This is a genomic window from Paraburkholderia oxyphila NBRC 105797 (assembly GCF_000685075.1).
Taxonomy (GTDB): Bacteria; Pseudomonadota; Gammaproteobacteria; order Burkholderiales; family Burkholderiaceae; genus Paraburkholderia; species Paraburkholderia oxyphila.
In genome coordinates, this window is sequence record NZ_BAYD01000059.1 from 40,061 (window position 1) to 61,717 (window position 21,657).

Consider the following 21,657-nt stretch of genomic DNA (forward strand, 5'->3'; position numbering starts at 1 on the left):
CTTAAGTCTTCGTCCGCATCATCGCGTCACCCAGAAAAAACGCTGCAGGAGGTACCCAGTGAACTGGACAGGATCGAAAAATCAGGCAGCCACCGAGGCGCAACCGGCCCGGCCCGCAAAGCGCACAATACTGCGGCGCCTGCTGAGCCATCACGAGCTCGCCACGCTGTTGCTGCTGCTGCATGCCCCCATCGACGCGCACGCCAAGCCCGAAGTCGCCACGCTGCAGGAAGCGGGCCTCGTCGAGCAGGTGCCCGGCGACGCCACCGCAGGCGCCGCGCAGATCCGCCTGACGCCGGAAGGCAACGCGGTGCTGCAGGGGCTCGGCCTCGCACGCTGATATCGGCATGGAAACAGGCGTGGGCGCGCGGGCGCCGCACGTCGAACGCGGACGGCACGACCGCGGACCAGACAAAGCAAAACGGCGGCACGCCAAAGCGTGCCGCCGTTTTTTATTGCCCTTTTGCCTGAGCCGTTCCGCCGCGCCTCGCGCCACCATGCGCCGATGCGCGTGGCGTCACACGAGACCGGCGGGAAGCCCGGGATGATGCAGCGTCACGCCGCCTCGCGCTCGAAAGGCATCGACCCCTCCTGCAAACGCAGCAGCCGGTAGCCGCTCTTGTAGACGGGCTGCAGGCGAAAGCCGTTGTGCTCCTCGATTTCCAGCAGCACGCGCAGGCGCGAGACGTGGCTGTCGATGGTGCGCGTGAGCGTGTGCAGCTCGCGGCCCCACACCATCGCGTAGATATGATCGCGCGAGAGCACACGGCCGACATTTGCGAAGAACAGCGAGGCGAGCCGATACTGGGTGCCCGAGAGTTCGACGGGCTTGCCGTGCACAGTGACGCTCTGGCGGCGCATGTCGAAGTGATACGGGCCGGCGTCGAGCGCCACATTGTCGTAACGATCCGGAAAGGCCCGCCGCAGCAATGCGTTCACGCGTGCGCGAAACACCGACGGACACACTGGCAGGCTCACATAGTCATCCGCGCCCACCGAGAACGCGCGCACCACGCTTTCGTCCGAGGCGTCCTCGGAGGCGAACAGCACCGGAATCTGATTGCCGTTCACGGCGCGCACCGTCTTCAGCAATTCCGTGCCCGAGAGCCGCGAGCCCTGCCAGTCGAGCACGAGCATGTCGACGGTGGATGCGGCCAGCGCCTTGGCGAGCGCAATCCCGTCGCTGAATGGCATGCACGCGTGCCCGGATTGTGCGAGCGTACGCTCGATCAGCCCACGCTGGGCGGCGTCGCGCTGAAGAATCGCGATACGCATTGAGACCTCCCTTATACGAACAAAGCGGGTGCAATTCTGTGGAGATGTGCAAAGGCCGCCCATAAGAGGACTCTTAATTGCGCCGGTGTAGGGAGATTTCCTGCGGCGTCGGTGCGCAAGGCTGACAGGCACGGGCTCAAGGCGATAGCGCGCGCCGTCGGACGATGCGGCTTGCTTCGACCTTTCACGCCGGACTGAAACGTCGAAGCGGCCAGCGTCCTAAGATAAGTCGCATGAATACGTCACCTACCTCCGCCCCCCCGTCGCAGCCCGGCCACCCCGTCCGCTTCACGCCCGCGCTCGCGCGTGTCGTGGCGACCGTGAGCGTGGGCTTCGTCGTGACACAGCTCGACGTCACGATCGTCAATATCGCGCTTGCGCGCATCGCCGCCGATCTGCACGCGAACGTCGCCCGGCTGCAATGGATCGTCGACGCCTATACGCTCGCCTTCGCCGTGCTGATGCTCTCGGGCGGCGTGCTCGGCGACCGCTACGGCGCGCGCCGCATGTACGCGGCCGGCCTCGTTGTGTTCGCGCTCGCCTCGCTGGCCTGCGGGCTCGCGGCCAATCCGGCCCTGCTGATCGCCGCCCGGGCGCTGCAGGGCGCGGGCGCGGCCGCCATGCTGCCCAATTCCCTCGCGCTGCTCAACGAAGCCTGCCGCCACGAACGCACGCTGCGCGCCCGCGCCGTGGGGTTCTGGACGGCCGCCGGCGCCATCTCCATCGCCGCCGGGCCGATCGCCGGGGGGCTTTTGATCGCTGCGTTCGGCTGGCGCAGCATCTTTCTCGTCAATCTGCCGCTGTGCGCGGCGGGCCTCGCCGCCACGCTGGCGTGGATTCCCGCATCGCGCCATGAGAGCGCCCCTTCCGCGACCCCGGGCGCACCCGCTGCCCCTGTGCAACAGGCGCGCAGCCTCGACGTGCGCGGCCAGCTGCTCGCCGTCGTCGCGCTCACGGCATTCACGGGCGCGGTGATCGAGTGGCGGCCGCTCGGCCTCGCGCACTGGGCTGTGTGGGGCGGTTTCGTGCTCGCCTTCGCCGCGGGCGCAGCGTTCGTTGCGCTCGAAGCGCGCATCGAAGCGCCCATGTTGCCGCTCGCGATGCTGCGCAACCGCACCTTCAGCGCGGCCGTGCTGTTCGGCGTGTGTGTGAATCTGACGTACTACGGCACCGTGTTCGTGCTCGCGCTGTTCCTGCAGCATGCGCGCGGCCAGTCGCCGTTGCAGGCGGGGCTCACCTTCATCCCGCTCACGGGCGGCTTTCTGCTCTCCAACATCGCGAGCGGACACGTGGTCGCCCGCTACGGCACGCGCGTGCCGATGATCGGCGGCGCGCTCGTCGCGGGGCTCGGTTATGCGCTCCTGATACCCGTCGATGCGAACACGCCGCTCGTCGCCCTGCTCGCGGCGTTTCTGCTGATTCCCGGCGGCATGGGGCTCGCGGTGCCGGCCATGACCACGACCGTGCTGGCGTCGGTCGAGCCGGCGCGTGCGGGCACGGCCTCGGCGCTGCTCAATACGGCGCGCCAGGCGGGCGGCGCGGTGGGCGTGGCGGCGTTCGGCGCCCTCACGGGCAGCGGGACGGCCGCGCAGGTCGTGAGCGGCCTGCATGCCGATACGGCGATTTCGGCGGCGCTTCTGCTGGTGGCCGCCTGCCTTGCCTGGAATATGCGCGCGGACGCGGCGCATCCGGCCCAGGCCCCTGCGGACGTGAAGCGGATGAAGGCGATGCGCCGGGACAAGCGCGCGTACGAGTGAGGCAAGGGAGACGATGAGGTGTCGCCGCAGCCCCGGAGATAGCGCTCGCGAGGCGCAGGCATGCCGGCCGCCGGGCCTTTGCCCCGGCGCCGGGGCGCCGCGCGCGAACGCGCCCGCCTAAAGCGGCGCTTCCTGGATCGCGCCCGTGCTCAGCGCACGCTCGATCAGGCCTTCGGTTTGCGCTTTGCGAATGGCATGCGCGATCAGCCGGTCCGGCTCCTCGAGCTCGGCCTTGAGCGTGCCGATCAGCCCCGAGGCATCGAAAATCACCAGCGTCTTCGCCGTGTCGGCAGCGCTGATCAGCACGCGCCGCGTGCCTTCTTCGGCAAGGCTCGCGCAGAACTGCCCAACCTTGCCGCCCACGTTGAAATCAAAGTTCTCTATCACGACCCGCTCCCACGTTTCTCGTTGGATCTTGCTCGTTGCCGGCGTGCAGCGCCGAACGGCGCCGCGCCTGCGGCAAGTGCCGTGCCGCCCGGACGCACTACCCGGGGCCACCGCAAGGCCCACGACGGAGCCATTCAGCCCCGCAGGCCGCCGCGCGGCGCGCGCATTCCATCAATGGAAGCACGTCCCGCGCCCGTTACTGTCAGCAACAGGAATCCACCGGCGATCGCGATGTTTTTCCAGAAATGCACGACCGCGTCCTGCTGCAGTGCCGCTTGGGTGACGTTCCAGAAATCGTGCCCGAGAACGGCCGTGACGATCGTGTACACGGCCAGCGCGAACGCCACGAAACGCGTGCGCACGCCGAACACGAGCGCGAGACCGCCGAGCAGCTCCACCGCCGTGGCGACGGGCGCCGTGAATTGCGCATAGGGCACGCCGTGCGTGTGCAGATAAGCGATGAACCCCGCGTACCCCAAAAGCTTCATGGCGCCGCCCCACAAAAACAGAATCGCGAGCGCAATACGGGCGATGAAGATGATCAGGGAATCGGCGGGACGTGTCATGAAGGGCTCCGGTATGCAATATGGCAGTGACCCCGACCCCGTCCTACAGTTCCCTACCTAATGGATTACGCGCATAGCGGCGGCGTGTGGATCCTCCGCCGCTGGGCTCGCGCCCGCGTCCAGACGACTGCGGCAGCCTCGAAAATTGCTTCGGACTGCCATCTATTTAGCATCGCAGAATACGTGTGCCAGGCGCGCGATCCGCGTTTACCCGCACACGCTTGATTTCGGAGATCGGCTTGCTGGCACGCTCAATGCTTGTGGCGCATGCCGTGTCCGCGGTGCGCGTCGAGCCAGCGGGTCACGCGCTCTTCGAGCACGCCCCGGCTACGGCGCGACACGGCCCACATGGCCGCGCACACCACCAGCATCACGGCAGGACCCAGCAGATAAGCAGCAACCGTTTCCCTCATGGCTCCATCTCCTGTCGCTGGGACTTGGTGCCCTGGCACCGGGTCCCATCCCATGCAAAGCTCGCCATGCCATCGACAAATTGTGAGATATCAATTCTAGGTGAAACGCGCACACATCGATAAGCGGCCCGCGTGAAAGTCGCGGACAATTTTTCGCGCGGATTTCTTATGTCGCCGCTCTCCACCCGGCGCAGCCAGCGCCGGCGGGCGCCCAAGCCCTGTACGCCAATCCATTACCTCGCGGGTAATCGATCGAACGCGCCATTTCGCTAGAATCGGCGTCATGAACACGCTCGCTCACGCCTTCGCCGCTCCCTCCAACGTGCCCCCGGCCGCCGGCGCGGCGCGCCGCAGCGTCGGCGAGCTGCTGCGCGAGTGGCGGCTGCGCCGCCGCATGAGCCAGCTGCTGCTCGCGACCGAGGCGGACATCTCCACGCGGCACCTGAGCTTCGTGGAGTCGGGCCGCTCGCTGCCCAGCCGCGAGATGGTCATGCATCTTGCCGAGCGCCTCGAGGTGCCGCTGCGCGAGCGCAACGCGCTGCTCGTCGCGGCGGGCTATGCGCCGCTCTACCGGGAGCGCGCGCTGGACGACCCACAGCTCGCGGCGGCGCGCGAAGCCGTCGAGCTGGTGCTGCGCGGCCATGAGCCCTACCCGGCCCTGGCGGTCGACCGGCACTGGAATATCGTGGCAGCCAACGCATCGCTCGCGCCGCTCGTCGGCGACGCCTCGCCCGCGCTGCTGGCCGCGCCCGTGAACGCGCTGCGCCTGTCGCTGCATCCCGAAGGCGTGGCGCCGCGCATCGTCAACTGGCATGCCTGGCGCGCGCACCTGCTCGCGCGCCTGCAGCGGCAAATCGAGGCGAGCGCCGACCCGGCGCTCGTCGCGCTGCACAACGAGCTGGCCGCCTACCCCACGCCGCCGCACGCCCTCCCCGCGGCCGCCGAGCCGCTCCAGCAGTCCATCGCGGTGCCGCTGCGCATCCGCACCGCGCGCGGCGAACTGTCGTTCTACAGCACGACCACCGTATTCGGCACGCCCGTCGACATCACGCTCTCCGAACTCGCGATTGAAGCGTTCTTTCCCGCCGATCCACAAACCGCACAAACGTTGCGTGAGCAATCAGTTTGAAGCGTCATGCGTAATGCTCACCGCCTCAATTCCACATCAGGCGAAACGCCCTTTTACCTTTTCTGCCGCATTCTTCCAGACAGGAAAATGGGCGATTAATCGCCTCAGCGCGATTTTCTATTGCTGCAAGAGCACATTGAAATCCGATGTTCGGCGACTCCCGCGTCTAACGCCTGTGCCAGTACTACTCGATCACGTTCCGCGCTGCTCGACCTGCTCAAGATCCGCTCGAGCTGCTTCATGCTGCTCTACGGCATCGTGTGGGTCTCGCTCATCCTGCTCTATATCACCGAGGTCAAGCGCGTGCCGATCCTCGGCGACAAGCGGGCCACGGTTGCCGGAGCGCACGCGCACTCGTAGGCGCTCCCAGCACGCGCTCGCGCGGCCAGGGTCTGCTCGCCCATGCGAACAGACCCTTCTAGGCGGCCGCCGCTTCGGCGGCCTCCGGCGCCGTGACCACGAGCACGCTGCACGACACGCGGTCGAGCAGCTTGCGGTCGTCCCGGCCCTCCCACCAGCGTGCGAACGGGCCCCGGCGGTGATGAGCCAGCACGATGAGATCGGCGTTGAACGACGCGCTTGCACGCGCGATCTCGTCGATCGCGCGGCCCACGACGAAATGCCCCGTGGCCTCCAGCCCGAGCGCCTTCAGGCGCGCCACGCCGTCTTCGAGAATCTCTTTCGCCGCTGCCTCGGCGGCTTCATAGGGCACGGCGGAGGCGATGTCGGTGCCCCACTGCAACGGCGACTGGTCGAGCACTGCGAGCAGATGCGTCTGCGCCTGGCATTCGAGCGCCAGATCCTTGCCCTCGCGCAGCGCGCGACGCCCTTCGCGTGTCGCGTCGTAACACAACAGAATGCGGTTGAACGCGCCCATCTCGGTTCTCCCTGGTTCGCGCTGCCCGAACCCAACGCGCCGATTGAAACGGTTACATTATTTATATCACGTCATGATATAAAATGACAGCAAAGCCTACGTGGCCCGGCTTTCGCTGGCGTCCACGCTGATCGGCCTCACGCTGGTCGAAGCGGTGCCAATGCTGACGTGAACGTCCCGCTCTCCCGAAGCGGCGCCACGCCGCCGCTTGCCACCGCTACAGCCTCGTCGACAGACGACGCGGTTCCGGCTCATGCAATTTACATATCCGCGTAAACGAACCGTGTTACAAAGCGCGTCAACGTGTCCCACGGCCCGCCCGTTTGTCACATCTTGACAAAACTAGTTACATAGGGTCGAAACACTTGTTACAAGTCAATCATCATACTTATTGAACTTGCATCCTGCATTTATTACCGATAAATACAAATTCTTTCAATTTCATTAATCAGGAAAAGGCTGTTAAAGCGGATTTCGCCATTCATTGCGCATCTCCCGACACCCCTCCGGAAAACCCTTACGGCACAGCGTCTTACGACGAATTCCCCGCCCCTCAAGGGCTCGCGCCTCCCGGTCACAAATGCATCACGGCTAACCAGAAAAAATTACCGAAAATATTTGTAACAGCCAGATTATTTTTTGCGAAGGGGATTGATTTCTCGAAGTTGTCCTCATACAATTCGCTCCAACATGTTACTAGTTGTAACGTGTTGTATCAAAGAGTCAGGCGACGCCACCAATGAGCGGGCCGGCCAAAGACCAAAAAAAAGTTACAACGGCGAACAACGCCGGGGGGTTAATCGGGGCTTCGGAAAAGAGAAAATGGACCGCAGCAGCGAGACGCTGGATTCAATCCGCGAAATTAACTTGTCGTACCTGATGCTCGCACAGCGCATGCTGCGCGAGGACAAGCCAGTCGGTATGTTCCGGCTGGGACTGTCGTCGGAACTGGCCGATCTGCTTTCCGGTCTGTCGCTCGCGCAGATCGTGAAGCTGGCCGCTTCCGACCAGCTCCTTTGTTTGTTCCGCTTCGACGACCATGCCATGCTGTCCGCACTCACGCAGACAACCCGGCATGCCGACGTGGCGGCCACCCACGCGGCCATCCTGCTTGCGGGACAGCCTGCGGTGCAATTCGCCTGAGGACGGGTCATGTCGACGAACCGCCGCAGCCTCACCGAAGACGCACAAGAAGTTTTTCGCGCGATCGCGCTGATCGAGCTGGGTGCGCGCATGCAGGTGCTGGAGAGCGAACTGTCGCTCTCGCGCGACCGCATGATCCGCCTGTATCGCGAGATCCGCGGCGTGTCGCCGCCCAAGGGGATGTTGCCGTTTTCGGCGGACTGGTACATGACGTGGCTCGCGAACATCCACGCGTCGCTGTTCTACAACACGTACCTGTTCCTGAAGCATGAAGCGCGTTGCTCGCATCTCGACGCGCTCACCAAGGGGTTCCGGCTGTATCTGGAACACTGCCAGCATAGCGGGACCGAGCCGGTGCTCGATCTCACGCGTGCCTGGACCCTGGTGCGGTTTTTTGATGCCGATATTCTGCAGATGACGCCTTGCTGCCGCTGTGGCGGCAAGTTCGTCGCGCACCGCCACGACCTGCAGCACAACGTCGTGTGTGGCGCATGCCAGCCGCCTTCGCGCGCGGGCAAGACGAAGAAGGCGGCTGCAGCGCGACGGGGCGCCGAGCAGACCGAACGCGACCTTCCGGTAGAAGTCACGCCGGATGGCATTGCCGAGGCTGCATAAGCGTAGGAGACCAAAGATCCGGACGGGCCGAGCAGGTTAAACCGGACATAGCAAGACAAGACGCGAAGCCGTTCGGCACTTGGGACGAGTGCCGGACGGCGAAGCGCATTCAGGGCTGTTCTGCCGCACCCTTCTCGCGAGCGCCGCGCGCCCCGCCTTCCTGCCGTTTCCCTATGGCCTGTTCACGCTAATAACTGGCCCTAAATTCCCAATGAACGTCTGCCGGCTCTTTGCGGGCGGTGCTGCCGGAGCGCACCGCGAGACGCTGCAGTATCGGCTCCGGCAATTCCCGCGTAAGGACCCGCCGCTCAGCGCGAAGCGAGCGGCGCGGTCGGAGCCGCACTCGCTGCCGGCGCAGGATCGGGATTGACCGCCGGTTGCACAGCGGGCTGCCCACCAACCTGCACACCAGGCTGCACATCAGGCTTCGCATCGCCCCACCCGCCGCCCAGCGCGCGGATCAGATTGACGGTGGCCACCGCCTGCGAGCCTTGCAGATGGCTCGCCTGCAGCTGCGAGACCAGCACCGAGCGCTCGCTGTCGATCACGTTCAGATAGCTCACCTCGCCCTCCTCATACTGCGTGCGCGAGAGATGTGCCGCGCGCTGCGAGGCGCTCACCGCGTCGTCCTGCGCGCTGATCTGGTCATTGAGCAGGCGCAGGTCGGAGAGGTTGTCCTCTACGTCGCGGAACGCCACGAGCACCTGCTGGCGATACTGCGCGACATCCTCGTCGTACTTCCCGCGCGCCTGCGCGAGGTTGGCCTTGCGACGCCCGCCGTCGAACAGGGGCAGCGTGAGCGCCGTGCCCGCGAACGGCCCGAGCAGGAACGCGCGGCTCGACCACATGAAGAGGTCGCCGAGCGAGGCCGACTCGAAGCCGAACGCGCCCGTGATGTCGAGCTTCGGAAAGAACGCCGACTTCGCGAGGCCCACGCGCGCGTTCGCGGCGGCCATCGCGCGCTCGGCGGCGGCAATGTCGGGACGGCGTTCGAGCAGCGTCGAAGGCAGGCCCGGCGGCACCTGCACGACCACCGGCGCGAGCGGCGTCTCGGGGAACGTGAAGTCCGCCGGCGCCTTGCCGAGCAGAATCGCGAGGCTGTGCTCCGAGGCCGCGCGCTGACGCGCGACGCCCACGGCGTCGGCGCGCGCGCTCGCCAGCTCGTTGCGCGCCTGCGAAACGTCGAGCTCGCTGATGTCGCCCTCCTTGAAGCGGCGCTCGACGAGCTTGAGCGCGTCCTCGCGTAGCGCCACCGTGCGCCGGTACAAATCGACGTCGGAGTCGAACTGGCGCAGCTGGAAGTAGTTCTGCGCGACGTCGGCCTGCAGCGCGAGTTGAACCGAGCGGAACAGTGCCTCGCTCTGCTGCTCATCGGCCTGGGAGGCGTGCACGTTCGAGCTCACGCGGCCGAACAGATCGACTTCGTAGCTCGCCGTGGCCTGCGCGCGCCAGAGCGTTTGCGTGGGCACATTGGCGTTCTGCGGCAGATATTGCGAAGCGGGCGATGCGCGCTCGTAGGTCGGCCCGAAGCCCGAGTCGATGGACGGGAACCACGAGGCGCGCGCCGCCTGCGTGAGCGCACGCGCCTGCTGCACGCGCGCGGCGGCGGCCTTGAGGTCCTGGTTGGCGGCCTGCGCCTGCTCTTCGAGCTGGTCGAGCGTGGGGTCGCCGAACACCTTCCACCACTCGCCGCGCTGCGCGTCTTCGGCCGGTTGCGCGGGCGTCCACGAACCCACGTCGTGCGGGCCGGCTGGCTGGCCCTGCGTTTGTCCCTGCGTTTGCAGCGGCGCTTCCTTGTACGCCTTCGGCACGCCTGCATCGGGTGCCTTGTAGGTGGGCTCGACCGAGCAGGCCGCGAGCCACGCGAACAGCGCCACGCTCGCGGCAAGCCGCGTCAAGCGCCACAGGCCGCCCATGTCGTCGATGCCGCTCGCCTCTATCGGCGAAACTGAATAGTTAGTCATATTTATGATCCTTCCTTAGGCATCCACCGTAGAGCGCGACGTCCGTGCGTTGTCTTTCTGCGCAACGTGTATCGTGCCGCCCGCGATCGTGCGCAGCACCACGTAGAACACCGGGGTCAGCAGCAGGCCGAAAGCCGTCACGCCGAGCATGCCGAAGAACACCGCCACGCCCATCGCATGACGCATCTCGGAGCCCGCGCCCGACGAAAGCACGAGCGGCACCACCCCCATGATGAACGCGATGGACGTCATCAGAATCGGGCGCAAGCGCAGCCGGCTCGCCTCGATGGCAGCCGTTAGGGGCGTGTGTCCGTCGTGCTCGAGCTCACGCGCAAACTCCACGATCAGGATCGCGTTCTTCGACGCGAGACCCACCAGCACCATCAGCCCGATCTGCGTGAAGATGTTGTTGTCGCCCTGCGTGAGCCACACGCCGGTCAGCGCGCACAGCACGCTCATCGGCACGATCAGGATCACTGCGAGCGGCAGCGTCAGGCTCTCGTAGAGCGCCGCGAGCACGAGGAACACCAGCAGCACGCTGATCGGGAACACCCAGATGCCCGAGTTGCCGGCGAGAATCTGCTGATACGTGAGGTCGGTCCATTCGAACTTGATGCCGCGCGGCAACACCTCGGCCGCGATGCGCTCAGCCGCCGCCTGCGCCTGGCCCGACGAGTAGCCCGGCGCCGGGCCGCCGTTGATATCGGCCGCCGTGTAGCCGTTGTAGCGCACCACCATCTCGGGACCGTACGTGGGCGTCACCGTCACGAGCGACGAGAGCGGCACCATATCGCCCGCGGCGTTGCGCGTCTTCAGTTGCAGGATGTCGTCGGCCTTCTGGCGGAACGGCGCATCGGCCTGCACGCGCACCTGATACACGCGCCCGAAGCGGTTGAAGTCGTTCACGTAGAGCGAGCCCAGATAGATCTGCATCGTGTCGAACACGTCCGTGACCGGCACGCCCAGCTGCTTGGCCTTGGTGCGGTCGAGATCGACGTTCAGCTGCGGCACGTTGATCTGATAGCTCGAGAAGGTCGGGCCCAGCTCGGGTGTCTTGGCCGCACGCTTCACGAAGTCCTCGGTCGCGCGATTGAGCGCTTCATAGCCGAGCGCGCCGTGATCCTCCAGCTGCATCTTGAAGCCGCCGAGCGTGCCGAGGCCGAGCACCGGCGGCGGCGGGAACACGGCGATGAACGAGTCCTTGATGCCCGCGTACTGCTGATTGAGCGCCCCCGCGATCGCGCCCGCCGCAAGCGCCTTGCCCTTGCGCTCCTTGAACGGCTTGAGCGTGACGAACACGATGCCGGCGCTCGAGCTATTGGTGAAGCCGTTCACGGAAAGGCCCGGGAACGCCACGGCGCTTTCCACGCCCGGCTGCTTGAGCGCGATCGCGCTCATGTCGCGGATCACGTTTTCGGTGCGGTCGAGCGAAGCGCCGTTGGGCAGTTGCGCGAACGCGATCAGATATTCCTTGTCCTGCGCCGGCACGAAGCCGCCCGGCACGACGCGCGCCATCAGCACCGTCGCGCCGATCAGCACGGCGTAGACCGCGAGCATCGCGCCCTTGTGGCGCAGCACGCCGTTCACACCTTGCCCATACTCTTCCGAGCCGCGATGGAACACCTTGTTGAACTGGCGGAAAAAGCCGCCCAGCACGCGGTTCATCACGCGCGTGAGCCAGTCTTCCTTCGCGCCATGGCCGCGCAGCAGCAGCGCCGAGAGCGCCGGCGAAAGCGTAAGCGAGTTGAACGCCGAGATCACCGTCGAAATGGCGATGGTCATCGCGAACTGCTTGTAGAACTGGCCCGTGAGACCGCTCATGAAGGCGAGCGGCACGAACACGGCCACGAGCGTGAGCGCGATTGCGATGATCGGCCCGCTCACTTCCTGCATGGCCTTGTAGGTGGCGTCGCGCGCGGAAAGCCCGCTGGCGATGTTGCGCTCGACGTTCTCCACCACCACGATCGCATCGTCCACCACGATGCCGATCGCGAGCACCATGCCGAACAGCGAGAGCGCGTTGATCGAGAAGCCGAACGCGAGCAACAGCGAGAAGGTCCCGACGATCGACACCGGCACGGCGATGAGCGGAATGATCGACGCGCGCCACGTCTGCAGGAACACGATCACCACGATCACGACCAGCGCGATCGCCTCGAGCAGCGTGTGCACGACCGCCTCGATGCTCGAACGCACGAACTGCGTGGGGTCGTAGACGATGCGGTAGTCGACGCCCGCGGGCATGTCGGCCTTGAGCTCCTTCATCGCGGCGCGCACCTCGTCGGAGATCGCGAGCGAGTTCGCGCCCGGCGCCTGGTTGATCGCGAGCGCAACGGCCGGTTTGTTGTCGAGCAGCGAGCGCAGACCATATTCGGAGGCCGCGAGCTCGATGCGCGCGATGTCGCGCAAGTAAGTCACGCCGCCGTCGGGATTGGTCTTGACGATGATGTTGCCGAATTCGCTTTCCGTGCGCAGACGCCCGCGCGCGTTCACGTTCAGCTGCAGCGGCGTGCCCGGCACGCTGGGCGAGGCGCCGATCACGCCCGCCGCCACCTGCACGTTCTGCTCGCGAATCGCGTTCACCACATCCTGCGCGGTGAGATTGCGCTGCGCCACCTTCTGCGGATCGAGCCAGATGCGCATGGCGTAATCGCCCGCGCCCCACAGTTGCACCTCGCCCACGCCGCGGATGTTCGAGAGGCGGTCCTTGACGTTGAGCAGCGCATAGTTGCGCAGATACGTCATGTCGTACTGATTGTTCGGCGAGATCAGGTGCACCACCATCGTGAGCGTGGGCGAGCTCTTGATGGTCGTGATGCCAAGGCGCTGCACGTCCTCGGGCAGGCGCGGCAAGGCCTGGTTCACGCGGTTCTGCACGAGCTGCGTGGCCTTGTCGGGGTCGGTGCCCAGACGGAATGTGACCGTGAGCGTGAGATTGCCGTCGCTGTTCGCCTGCGACTGCATGTAGAGCATGTTCTCGACGCCATTGATCTGCTCTTCGAGCGGCGCCGCCACGGCCTCGGCGATCACCTTCGGGTTCGCGCCCGGATACTGCGCATGGACGACCACCGAAGGCGGCACGACCTCGGGATACTCGGAGATCGGCAACTGGAACAGTGCGATCACCCCGGCCAGCAGGATCAGCACGGACAGTACGCCCGCGAAGATCGGCCGGTCGATGAAGAATTTCGATATGTTCATGGGTTGCTCAAATAATTTCGGATGACTAACCGTATGCGGGGATCGCACTCGCCCCGGAGGCGAGTGCCGCGCGTCAGGAAGTCTTGGCGGTCTTGGGCGCGGAGTTCGCGAGTGAGGAGGCGGCGTCGCCGTCCAGGTCGCCGTTCATCGGCACCATGTTCGAGCGCACGGCTTCGCCCGGCCGCACGCGCTGCGTGCCGTTCACGACCACGTGCTCACCCGCCTGCAGGCCGCCCACGATCACGCGCAGATTGCCTTGCTGGCCGCCGATCTGCACGGTGCGATAGGCCACCTTGCCCGTGCCATCCACGACATAGACGAACTTCTTGTCCTGGTCCGTGCCGATGGCCGCTTCGTCGACGAGCAGCGCCGGGTGAGGCGCGCTCCCGCTCACCTTGATGCGCGCGTAGAGGCCCGGCACGAGCGCGCCATCCTCGTTGTCGAAGCGCGCACGCACGCGGATCGTGCCCGAGGCGGTATCGAGCCGGTTGTCCACCGACTCGATCGTGCCCGTGCGCGAATAGCCGGTCTCGTTCGCGAGCCCCAGATCCACGGGGACTTTCGAGCCGTCCTTCATGCGGCTGATGTAGTCGAGATAGGTCTGCTCGTCGGCGTCGAACTCGGCGTAGATCGGCGAAACCGAAACCAGCGTCGTGAGCGGCGGCGCGCTCGCGCCGGCCGAGACCACGTTGCCCACCGTGATCTCCGCGCGCGAGACGCGCCCCGACACCGGCGCCACGATGCGCGTATAGCCGAGGTTGATCTGCGCGGCCTCGAGCGCGGCCTGCGCGGCCTTCAGATTCGCGCTCGCTTCGCGCGCGCCGTTCTGCTTTTCGTCGTAGTCGCGCTTCGCGATGGCGTTATCGCCGATGAGGCGCTGCGCGCGCTCCCAGTCGCTCTGCGCGTAACCGGTGCGCGCCTGCGCGGCGGCCACCTGAGCCGCGGCCTGGTCGACGGCGGCCTGATACGGGCGCGGGTCGATCACGAAGAGCGTGTCGCCCTTTTTCACGAGCGCGCCGTCACGGAAATTCACGGAGACGATCGTGCCCGAGACTTGCGGGCGCACCTCGACCTTCTCGACGGCGGCCATGCGGCCCGAGTAGGTCTGCCAGTCGGTGACATTGCGCTTGACCACGGCGGCGACATCGACCTCTGGCGCCGGCGGCGCCTCAGCGGCGACGGCCGGGTGCGAATCCAGACGCATGGCGACGAGCGAGCCGAACCCCGCAACGACGAGAAAAGCGGCCATCGCAAGTGCTATGCGCTTACGGGAATACGAGTTGAGTGACATCGCGAGCTCCAGAAAGATGAGTGGTTATTGTTCGAGTAATGCGATCTTCGGCGCGCTGCGCCGACGCTAACAGGAGGCGCCGGCTTCAAAACAACAGCGGAAAAAGCGCACCGCTTCGGCGAGCGCTTCCGGATGCGCACCAATCTGCGCGTGCGAGACGCTCGGGTAGCGCACGACATGCGTGCGCACGCCCGCTTCGATCAAACGCACGGCGTACTTCTCCGCTTCGATATGCAGCACGTCGTTCTGCGCCGTGACGATGAACGTCGGCGGCAAGCCAGCAAGACGCGAGGATTCCAGCGGCGCCGCATATGGATGCATGCGCTGCGAAGCTTCAGGCAGATACGCCCGATAGCAGGCGGCGCATTCGCTCGCGGAAATGTCCGACGCGAGCCGCGCTTCGTCGCCAAGACGCGTGAGGCTCGGATCGAGCATCGGCGCAAAGAGCGCCTGCGCGGTGAGCCGCACGTCGCCACGATCGCGCCCGATAAACGCCAGCACGTTGGCGATCTGGCCGCCTGCGTCGTGTCCTGCCGCCACAATGCGCTTCGTACTGCCGCCGAATGCGCGTGCCCGTGTGAGCACCCACTGTGCGGCGCGATGCGCGTCTTCGGGCGCGGCCGGAAACGGAAACTGCGGCGCGAGCGAATAGCCCACCGAAACCACGAGCGCAGGTAAGCGCTCTGCGAAAAAGCGGCTCGCGGCATCGGCGTCGTCGAGCGTGCCGCGCACGAAGCCGCCGCCGTGGAAATACAGCAGCACGGGCAGATTGTTCGCGCCGCGCGGCCGATACAGGCGCAGCACGATGTCCTGCGCATAGCCTTCGATCGTCACTTCGCTCACGTCGATGGGCGAGGACGCGCGCGCCTTGCCCGCTGGCGCCGGCACCACTGCCGGCGCCGCTGCGGGCGCCGCAACGAGGCGCGCTGCCGCGGACTTACCCGCCACAGCGCGATCCGCCACGGACCGCTCCGCCAAAGGGCGCTCCGCCAGAGGGCGCGCCGAAACGGGCGCGGATTCAGAGGCAGGCTCGGAAAGATCGGCGGAGATCCACGGCGTCGAACGTTTGAAGGCATCCATGTCGAAACGGCGCAATGCGCGAGAATAGATTCGAATGGTGCGAATTGTCGGTTCGGCAGACTTGCAAATAAATGCCTATAATCCGGCAACACAATTCGGCGCACCTGAACAATCTGTTTCCCAGTATTTGCGCGAATCTCGCCGCGCAACGTGCGTCTGATGTCTTTTGGAGAATGGCAATGGACCGCCTTCAGGCCATGCAAGTGTTCACCCGCGTCGTCGACACCAACAGCTTCACGCGCGCAGCCGAAACCCTCGACATGCCGCGCGCCTCGGTCACGACGATCATCCAGAATCTCGAAGCCTTTCTCGGCGTGCGGCTGATGCACCGGACCACGCGCCGTCTTTCGCTCACGCCCGACGGCGCCGCCTATTACGAGCGCTGCGTGCGCATTCTTGCGGACGTCGAAGAAACCGAGCTGACCTTCCAGGACCGCAACCGCAAGCCGCACGGCAAGCTGCGCATCGACATGCCGGGCTCGATCGGCCGCCTCATCGTGATTCCCGCGTTGTGCGAATTCCATGGGCGCTATCCCGACATCGATCTGCAACTGGGCCTGACCGACCGCCCCGTCGACCTGCTGCAGGAAGGCGTGGATTGCGTCGTGCGTGTGGGCGCGCTGCAGGATTCGTCGCTGGTCGCGCGCCGCATTGGCCTCTTCGAAGGCGTGTCTTGCGCATCGCCCTCGTATCTTGAGCGGCACGGCACGCCGCAGACGCTCGAGGAACTGGCCGAGCATCGCGCCGTGAATTACTTTTCGCCCCGCACGGGACGCGTGATCGACTGGGCCTTTCTCGTCGACGGCAAGGAAGTGGAGATCAAGCTCAAGAGCATGGTCTCGGTGAACGACGCCGACGCCTACGTGACGTGCGGCATCGAAGGCTTCGGCCTGATTCAGGGGCCGCGCTACATGGTGCTGCCGCATCTGAAATCGGGCGCGCTCGTCGAGGTCCTGCCCGACTTCAAGCCGCTGCCCATGCCGATCTCGGCCGTGTATCCGCACAGCCGGCATCTGTCACCGAAAGTGCGCGTGTTCGTCGACTGGATCGCCGAAGTGTTCGACCGTTGCCCGCTCCTGAGCGGCCGCGCCTCGCTCGACAAGACCTGCACGATGCGCACGCTCGAGGAGCGCGAGCAAGCGCCCGCGCTCGAAACGCCGGTGATTTCGGAATGGGCCGCATAGGCTGGGCCGCATAGGCTGGGCCGCACAGGCTGCGCGGCGTAAGCGCGGGCACATCCACCGCGCCGCTTCTTCAGATCTTTCGGGCCGCTCCGGCCCCACCTCAAACGCGCGCCCTCAGGTCTCCCTGCTGGCGCGCGTTTTCACGATTGTTCCGGATTCTCAACAATTCCTTTCGCTTTCGGGGCGTTTATCGCGCGAGCCCGTGCACCTACATTTGCACCTGTCGCCACGGCCATCGGTTTATTCGATGCGGCCAAGGCACCTTTAAACAGGAGCAGATCATGAAACGCACTCTCGCAGCCACGCTCGGCGCCACCCTTGTCATCACGCTCGCCGCGAGCGCGTCGGCTTTCGCAGGCGGCATCGGCCGCGCGGGCACCTATGGTCCGCAAGCCGATGCACAGGCCGCGCCGCAAGCCGAGCAAACGCTGCGAACGGCGCAAGCCCCGGTGGTCGACAACAGCGCGCCTAAAACGCGTTCCCAGGTGAAGGCGGAGATCGTCGAGGCTTATCGCGACGGCACGTTGCCCTCGCTGAACAAGACCACTTATCCAGAGCAGAGCCTGATCGGCCGCACGCAGGCGCAGCGCATCGCGCTGCAGGAAAGCCGCGCCAACGACGCTACGCGCCTCGCTCGTGCCGGTGAATGAATCTAGCCATTTCGATTCGATAAGGATGCCTTATCATGAACAACCCCCGACCTTCCGAGCTGGACGACTGGGACGAAACTACGCCTGTGTGGGCGCCGTTTCGGCACTAAAGCACGCTCATGCAGTAAAAAGGCCCGACAGTCCTTCGACTGTCGGGCCTGCACGAGCATGACAAGCAACGCTTAGCGCTTTGCGAAGTCCGGTTCGAAGAAGACCCAGCGCACCTGTGGGAATTTCGCCTGAAGCTCGGCCTCGATCACGTTGATCGCGTCGACCATCGTGCGGCTGTGATCGTAGTCGATCATCTCGGCCTGCACTGCTACGACCACTTCCTTGCCCCATTGCAGGGTAATGAGGCTGATGATGCCGCGAATCTCCGGCCGCGCGCGCAAGAACGCCTCGATTTCACGGCGCGTTTCCGGGCTCGCGGATTCGCCCACGATCATCGACTTCACTTCGCGTGCGATGAACCATGAAATCAGCATGAGCAGAATGCCCACGCCGATCGAGCCGCACGCGTCCCAGACCGGATTGCCGGTGATGACCGTGAGCAGCACCGCTGCAAACGCAATGGCGAGACCCGCGAGCGCGGCAATGTCCTCGCCGGCCACCACGAGCAGATCGGAGTCGCGCGTTTCGCGCGCCCAGCGCCACAGCGATTTCGTGGGCGAGCCCTTGCGGATTTCGCGCAGGGCGCCGTAAAGCGAGAACGCCTCGAGCGCCACGGAAATACCCAGCACCGCGAGCGCCACGTAGACGTATTGCAGCGGCTCGCGCGCGATCAGCCGGTGAATGCCTTCGTACACCGAAAAGGCGCCGCCCACGAAGAACAGCAGCAGCGCCACGAGCAGCGAATAGAAGTTGATCGCGCGGCCCGTGCCCATCGGATGCAGGGGCGTGGGCGGCTCGCGCGACTGGCGCAGGCCGAGCAGCAGCAAGAGCTGGTTGCCGCAATCGGCCGTCGAGTGGATCGCCTCGGCGAACATCGAGCCCGAGCCCGTGAACGCCGCCGCCGCGTACTTGCAGACGGCGATGCCGGCGTTCGCCGCGAGCGCATAGAAAATGGCCTTCGGCGATTCCCCGCTCATGCGACTTCCACGCGCGCGGGCCCTTCCGTCAATTCGCCGATCACACATGCGGCGTCGAAGCCGTCCGCGTGAAAGAGCGCGAGCACTTCATCCACTTGCTCCGGCGCGCAGGCCACGAGCAGGCCGCCCGAGGTCTGCGGATCGGTGAGCAGCGTGCGCGCGCTTTCCTGCAATTGGGGCGCGAGCGTCACGGCTTCGCCGTACGAGGCCCAGTTGCGGCCCGAGGCGCCCGTGAACACCCCTTGCGCGACGAATGCCTCCACGCCCGGCAGCCACGGCAGGTCGGCGTAGCGCACGCGCGCCGTCAGGTTCGCGCCGCGCGCGATTTCGAGCGTGTGGCCGAGCAAGCCGAAGCCGGTCACGTCGGTCATCGCGTGCACGCCGTCGAGCTCGGCGAGCGCGGCGCCCGGCTTGTTGAGCATCGTGGCGGCGTCGACCATCGCCCGGTAGCCGGCGTCGTCGAGCAGATCCTTCTTGAGCGCGGCGGACAGCACGCCCACGCCCAGCGGCTTGCCGAGCACGAGCACGTCGCCCGCGCGCGCCGAGGCGTTGCGCTTCACGCGCTCGGGATGGACCACGCCGAGCGCGGCGAGCCCGTAGATCGGCTCGACCGAATCGATCGAATGGCCGCCCGCCACCGGAATGCCGGCCGCCGCGCAGACATCCTCGCCGCCGCGCAGCACCTGCGCGATCACCTCGTGCGGCAGCACGTTGATCGGCATGCCCACCAGCGCGAGCGCGAGGATCGGCTTGCCGCCCATCGCGTAGACGTCGGAAAGCGCGTTGGTGGCGGCGATGCGGCCGAAATCGTAGGGGTCGTCGACGATCGGCATGAAGAAGTCGGTGGTCGCGACGATGGCCTGTTCGTCGTTGAGCTTGTAGACGGCGGCGTCGTCGGCCGTCTCCGTGCCCACCAGCAGGTTAGGGAAAGCGCCGGTGAGCGGCGTGCTGCGCGCGAGCAGCGCGGACAGCACGCCCGGCGCGATCTTGCAGCCGCAGCCGCCGCCGTGCGAGAGGCTCGTGAGGCGCGGCGCGGCCGGAGCGGGCGCGAGACGGTCGTTGTCGTTCATGGGAGGGACTCGTTCCAAAGGAAGCCGGAAAAACGGTCCCCATATTATGGAGCAAAGCTCGCGCAGACCGCGTCGACGAGCCATTGCGGATCGTCGTGGGGCAGGTCGTGTCCCGCCCACGGATGCTCGCGATGCGTCGCCCGCCAGGCCCGCGCGAGGCGCGCCGAGCACACTGGATCGACGAGGCTGTCCGCGCGCGAGGACAGCACGAGCACCGGGCAGCGCGGCACGCCGCGCACCGTGTAGCGCGCCGCCGCCAGCAACTGGCGCAGCGCGTTGGCGCGGCTCACGGGCGCGCTGGCGCGGATGGCGCGCCAGGCGTCGAGATCGGCGGCGAGCGTGTCGCGGCGCGCACAGGTGCGCTCGTGGATCGCCGTTTCGGCGATACCGCCACGATCGGCACCGCGCCAGTGCCATGCCGCGCGCAGCAGCGCGGGCCACGCGGCCGGCCGCAAGCGCTCATAGAAGCGGCAATAGGGCCGCATGCTCGTGTTGATGAGCACGAGCGACTCGATTTCATCGGGAAAGCGCCGTGCCCACGCCGAAGCCACCATACCCCCCAGCGACATCGCCAGCACGCGATACGGCGGCAGCGCGCCCTGCCGCTGCGCCTCGGTGCGCACGGCATCCACATAGGCATCGACATCGACGGGCGAGCGCAGATGCGCGAGGGTGCCATTGCCCGGCAAGTCGATGGGGAGCACCGCGCCGCAGCGCGCTTCGAGCAACGGCGCGAACGCCCCCCAATGGCGCGACTCGCGCGTGAGGCCGCGCAGCAGGATCCAGCGCACCGTCATGAGCCCGGCTTCCGGTACCAGTGCCCGATCGCGCTTTGCAAGACCTGCTGGCGCGCCACGCCCTGGGGCAGCCAGCGCGACGAGGAAAACGCGGCGCGTGTGAGGAATTCGAACAGATTCGCGTGACGCCGCAATACGCGCGCGGTGCGGTGCTGCATGACCGGGTTGAACATGCCCTGGCGAGAAAAGAGCTGGCGCGGATTCTTCTTGATCCAGAGCCACGAGCCCAGCTCGAGCGTGAGCGGCAGGAACACGCTGTCCGCGGGGGCGCGGTCGTACGCGCAGTCCCAGAGATCGCCGTGGAGCAGATACTGGTGGCTTTGCGGCTCGAACGTATAGCCGTGATGCGGATGTGCGCGCTCGAACATTGTCTTGAGCACGTACATCTCGGGCAGGTGGCGCATCAACTGGCGCGTGCGCGCGTAGGGAAACCAGATGCTGTCGCTCCAGCCATAGCCCGAGTGGCAATCGAGCGCGAACGCGAGCGGCCGATGCGCAAGCTCCTCATCGACGACTTTGAGCAGCGCCTGGGCCTCGGGCTCCATCGGCGCGCCGCGCCGGCCGCGATACCACGGCAGCCAGGAGCCCACGCGCTGGCCGCCCGCGAGAAACGGCACACGCTCGTCGGCGTCTTGAGGCGCGTTGCGCATGAGATCCACGCCGTTCGGATTCGCGCGTGTGGCGAGCCACATGCCGCCGGGATTGCAGATCGGCATCATGACGAGGCGGACCGATTCGAGCTGGCGCATCAGCAGTTCGTCCCATGCGAGGCGGCCGACGAGTGCGCGCATGTAGTCGAGCACGAGTTGCGAGCCTATGCGCTCGAGACCGTGAATGCCGCCGAAAAAGCCGATGGCGGGGGCCTGGGGATCGCGTGAGCCTACCGCTGCGACGTAGAGCGAGAACGGGCGTCCTCGGACCTCCACCTCGCCGGCGCTGCGGATGTCGAACCAGGGCGCGCCTGCGTCGAGGAGCGTCTTCAGGTCCTCGTATTCCGCGAAGCTGTCGGGTAGGAAGCTTAGTCCTGGCATCTGTTTTAGGGCGTGGTTGAGCGTTGCCGCGGGCTCAATAGGCTTTTATTCGTGGCGCTGACGCTTTGGGCGGTAACTTGTTTTCGGGGCGCTGACGCTTTCGGCGGTAACTTGTTTTCGCGGCGGGCCGCAGGCGTTG

General features: G+C 66.1%; 20 protein-coding genes and 1 pseudogene. 8 read left to right on the forward strand and 13 right to left on the reverse strand.

Annotation, left to right across the window (positions count from 1 at the left end; translation table 11 throughout):
- The first annotated feature begins 58 nt into the window (after positions 1-58).
- Positions 59-340, forward strand: a complete 282-nt coding sequence (locus tag BO1_RS30230) for a hypothetical protein (protein ID WP_028220746.1) — start codon at positions 59-61, stop codon at positions 338-340.
- A 215-nt stretch (positions 341-555) separates the two neighbouring features.
- Here BO1_RS30230 and BO1_RS30235 read toward each other — a convergent pair whose 3' ends face one another.
- Complete coding sequence (locus BO1_RS30235; RefSeq protein ID WP_028220747.1) at positions 556-1,275, reverse strand: response regulator transcription factor; 720 nt, start codon at positions 1,273-1,275, stop codon at positions 556-558.
- A gap of 233 nt (positions 1,276-1,508) precedes the next feature.
- On the opposite strand from BO1_RS30235, the gene BO1_RS30240 reads away from it, so the two are divergent.
- Entirely contained in the window at positions 1,509-3,032 is a 1,524-nt protein-coding gene (locus BO1_RS30240) for an MFS transporter (protein ID WP_028220748.1), read from the forward strand.
- Positions 3,033-3,149: 117 nt separating this feature from the next.
- Here the strand turns inward: BO1_RS30240 and BO1_RS30245 are convergent, their stop codons facing one another.
- The 3 genes from BO1_RS30245 to BO1_RS60335 all read right to left on the reverse strand — a co-directional run bounded on the left by BO1_RS30245 (position 3,150) and on the right by BO1_RS60335 (position 4,398).
- On the reverse strand, positions 3,150-3,419 hold the full coding sequence (locus BO1_RS30245) for a hypothetical protein (protein WP_028220749.1): 270 nt from the start codon (positions 3,417-3,419) through the stop codon (positions 3,150-3,152).
- Between the two features lie 134 nt (positions 3,420-3,553).
- Complete coding sequence (locus tag BO1_RS30250) at positions 3,554-3,985, reverse strand: DoxX family protein (protein WP_028220750.1); 432 nt, start codon at positions 3,983-3,985, stop codon at positions 3,554-3,556.
- A 251-nt stretch (positions 3,986-4,236) separates the two neighbouring features.
- On the reverse strand, positions 4,237-4,398 hold the full coding sequence (locus BO1_RS60335) for a hypothetical protein (protein WP_167338408.1): 162 nt from the start codon (positions 4,396-4,398) through the stop codon (positions 4,237-4,239).
- 283 nt (positions 4,399-4,681) lie between these two features.
- Between BO1_RS60335 and BO1_RS30260 the strand changes: the two genes are divergently transcribed.
- Positions 4,682-5,527, forward strand: coding sequence for a helix-turn-helix domain-containing protein (locus tag BO1_RS30260; protein WP_043287227.1), 846 nt, complete (start codon positions 4,682-4,684; stop codon positions 5,525-5,527).
- Between the two features lie 201 nt (positions 5,528-5,728).
- Positions 5,729-5,887, forward strand: a pseudogene (locus BO1_RS58095) (MFS transporter); the annotation flags it as partial.
- A 58-nt stretch (positions 5,888-5,945) separates the two neighbouring features.
- Here the strand turns inward: BO1_RS58095 and BO1_RS53400 are convergent.
- Positions 5,946-6,404: a universal stress protein gene (locus tag BO1_RS53400; protein ID WP_043287229.1), complete on the reverse strand. Its 459-nt coding sequence runs from the start codon at positions 6,402-6,404 to the stop codon at positions 5,946-5,948.
- 822 nt (positions 6,405-7,226) lie between these two features.
- Between BO1_RS53400 and flhD the strand changes: the two genes are divergently transcribed.
- Positions 7,227-7,547: a flagellar transcriptional regulator FlhD gene (gene flhD / locus BO1_RS30275; protein WP_028220752.1), complete on the forward strand. Its 321-nt coding sequence runs from the start codon at positions 7,227-7,229 to the stop codon at positions 7,545-7,547.
- 9 nt (positions 7,548-7,556) lie between these two features.
- A complete protein-coding gene (flhC, locus tag BO1_RS30280) occupies positions 7,557-8,162 on the forward strand; it encodes a flagellar transcriptional regulator FlhC (RefSeq protein WP_028220753.1) in 606 nt (201 codons plus the stop codon).
- A gap of 308 nt (positions 8,163-8,470) precedes the next feature.
- Here flhC and BO1_RS30285 read toward each other — a convergent pair whose 3' ends face one another.
- The 4 genes from BO1_RS30285 to BO1_RS30300 all read right to left on the reverse strand — a co-directional run bounded on the left by BO1_RS30285 (position 8,471) and on the right by BO1_RS30300 (position 15,509).
- Positions 8,471-10,078, reverse strand: a complete 1,608-nt coding sequence (locus BO1_RS30285) for an efflux transporter outer membrane subunit (RefSeq protein ID WP_028220754.1) — start codon at positions 10,076-10,078, stop codon at positions 8,471-8,473.
- A gap of 63 nt (positions 10,079-10,141) precedes the next feature.
- Positions 10,142-13,327 carry an efflux RND transporter permease subunit gene (locus BO1_RS30290; RefSeq protein WP_028220755.1) on the reverse strand — a complete coding sequence of 1,062 codons (3,186 nt, stop codon included), beginning with the start codon at positions 13,325-13,327 and terminating at the stop codon, positions 10,142-10,144.
- A gap of 73 nt (positions 13,328-13,400) precedes the next feature.
- A complete protein-coding gene (locus BO1_RS30295; RefSeq protein WP_028220756.1) occupies positions 13,401-14,618 on the reverse strand; it encodes an efflux RND transporter periplasmic adaptor subunit in 1,218 nt (405 codons plus the stop codon).
- Between the two features lie 66 nt (positions 14,619-14,684).
- Positions 14,685-15,509 (reverse strand): alpha/beta hydrolase, encoded by an 825-nt coding sequence (locus BO1_RS30300; RefSeq protein WP_028220757.1) that lies wholly within the window; start codon positions 15,507-15,509, stop codon positions 14,685-14,687.
- Positions 15,510-15,877: 368 nt separating this feature from the next.
- Between BO1_RS30300 and BO1_RS30305 the strand changes: the two genes are divergently transcribed.
- Both BO1_RS30305 and BO1_RS30310 read left to right on the forward strand, forming a co-directional pair.
- Entirely contained in the window at positions 15,878-16,882 is a 1,005-nt protein-coding gene (locus BO1_RS30305; RefSeq protein ID WP_028220758.1) for a LysR family transcriptional regulator, read from the forward strand.
- A gap of 281 nt (positions 16,883-17,163) precedes the next feature.
- The gene (locus BO1_RS30310; RefSeq protein ID WP_028220759.1) at positions 17,164-17,532 is read left to right on the forward strand and encodes a DUF4148 domain-containing protein; all 369 of its coding nucleotides are present in this window, start codon (positions 17,164-17,166) and stop codon (positions 17,530-17,532) included.
- Between the two features lie 182 nt (positions 17,533-17,714).
- On the opposite strand, the gene BO1_RS30315 is transcribed toward BO1_RS30310, so the two are convergent.
- From BO1_RS30315 to BO1_RS30330, 4 genes are read right to left on the reverse strand one after another with little or no spacing between them, the layout of a single operon-like run.
- Complete coding sequence (locus BO1_RS30315; protein WP_028220760.1) at positions 17,715-18,620, reverse strand: cation diffusion facilitator family transporter; 906 nt, start codon at positions 18,618-18,620, stop codon at positions 17,715-17,717.
- Positions 18,617-19,690 (reverse strand): selenide, water dikinase SelD, encoded by a 1,074-nt coding sequence (selD, locus tag BO1_RS30320; protein WP_028220761.1) that lies wholly within the window; start codon positions 19,688-19,690, stop codon positions 18,617-18,619. The genes BO1_RS30315 and selD overlap by 4 nt, the downstream gene beginning before the upstream one ends.
- A 44-nt stretch (positions 19,691-19,734) precedes the next feature.
- A complete protein-coding gene (locus tag BO1_RS30325) occupies positions 19,735-20,487 on the reverse strand; it encodes an alpha/beta fold hydrolase (RefSeq protein ID WP_043287232.1) in 753 nt (250 codons plus the stop codon).
- Positions 20,484-21,518, reverse strand: coding sequence for a M14 family zinc carboxypeptidase (locus tag BO1_RS30330; RefSeq protein ID WP_028220763.1), 1,035 nt, complete (start codon positions 21,516-21,518; stop codon positions 20,484-20,486). Before BO1_RS30330 ends, BO1_RS30325 begins: the two co-directional genes overlap by 4 nt.
- Between the last annotated feature and the right edge of the window lie 139 nt (positions 21,519-21,657).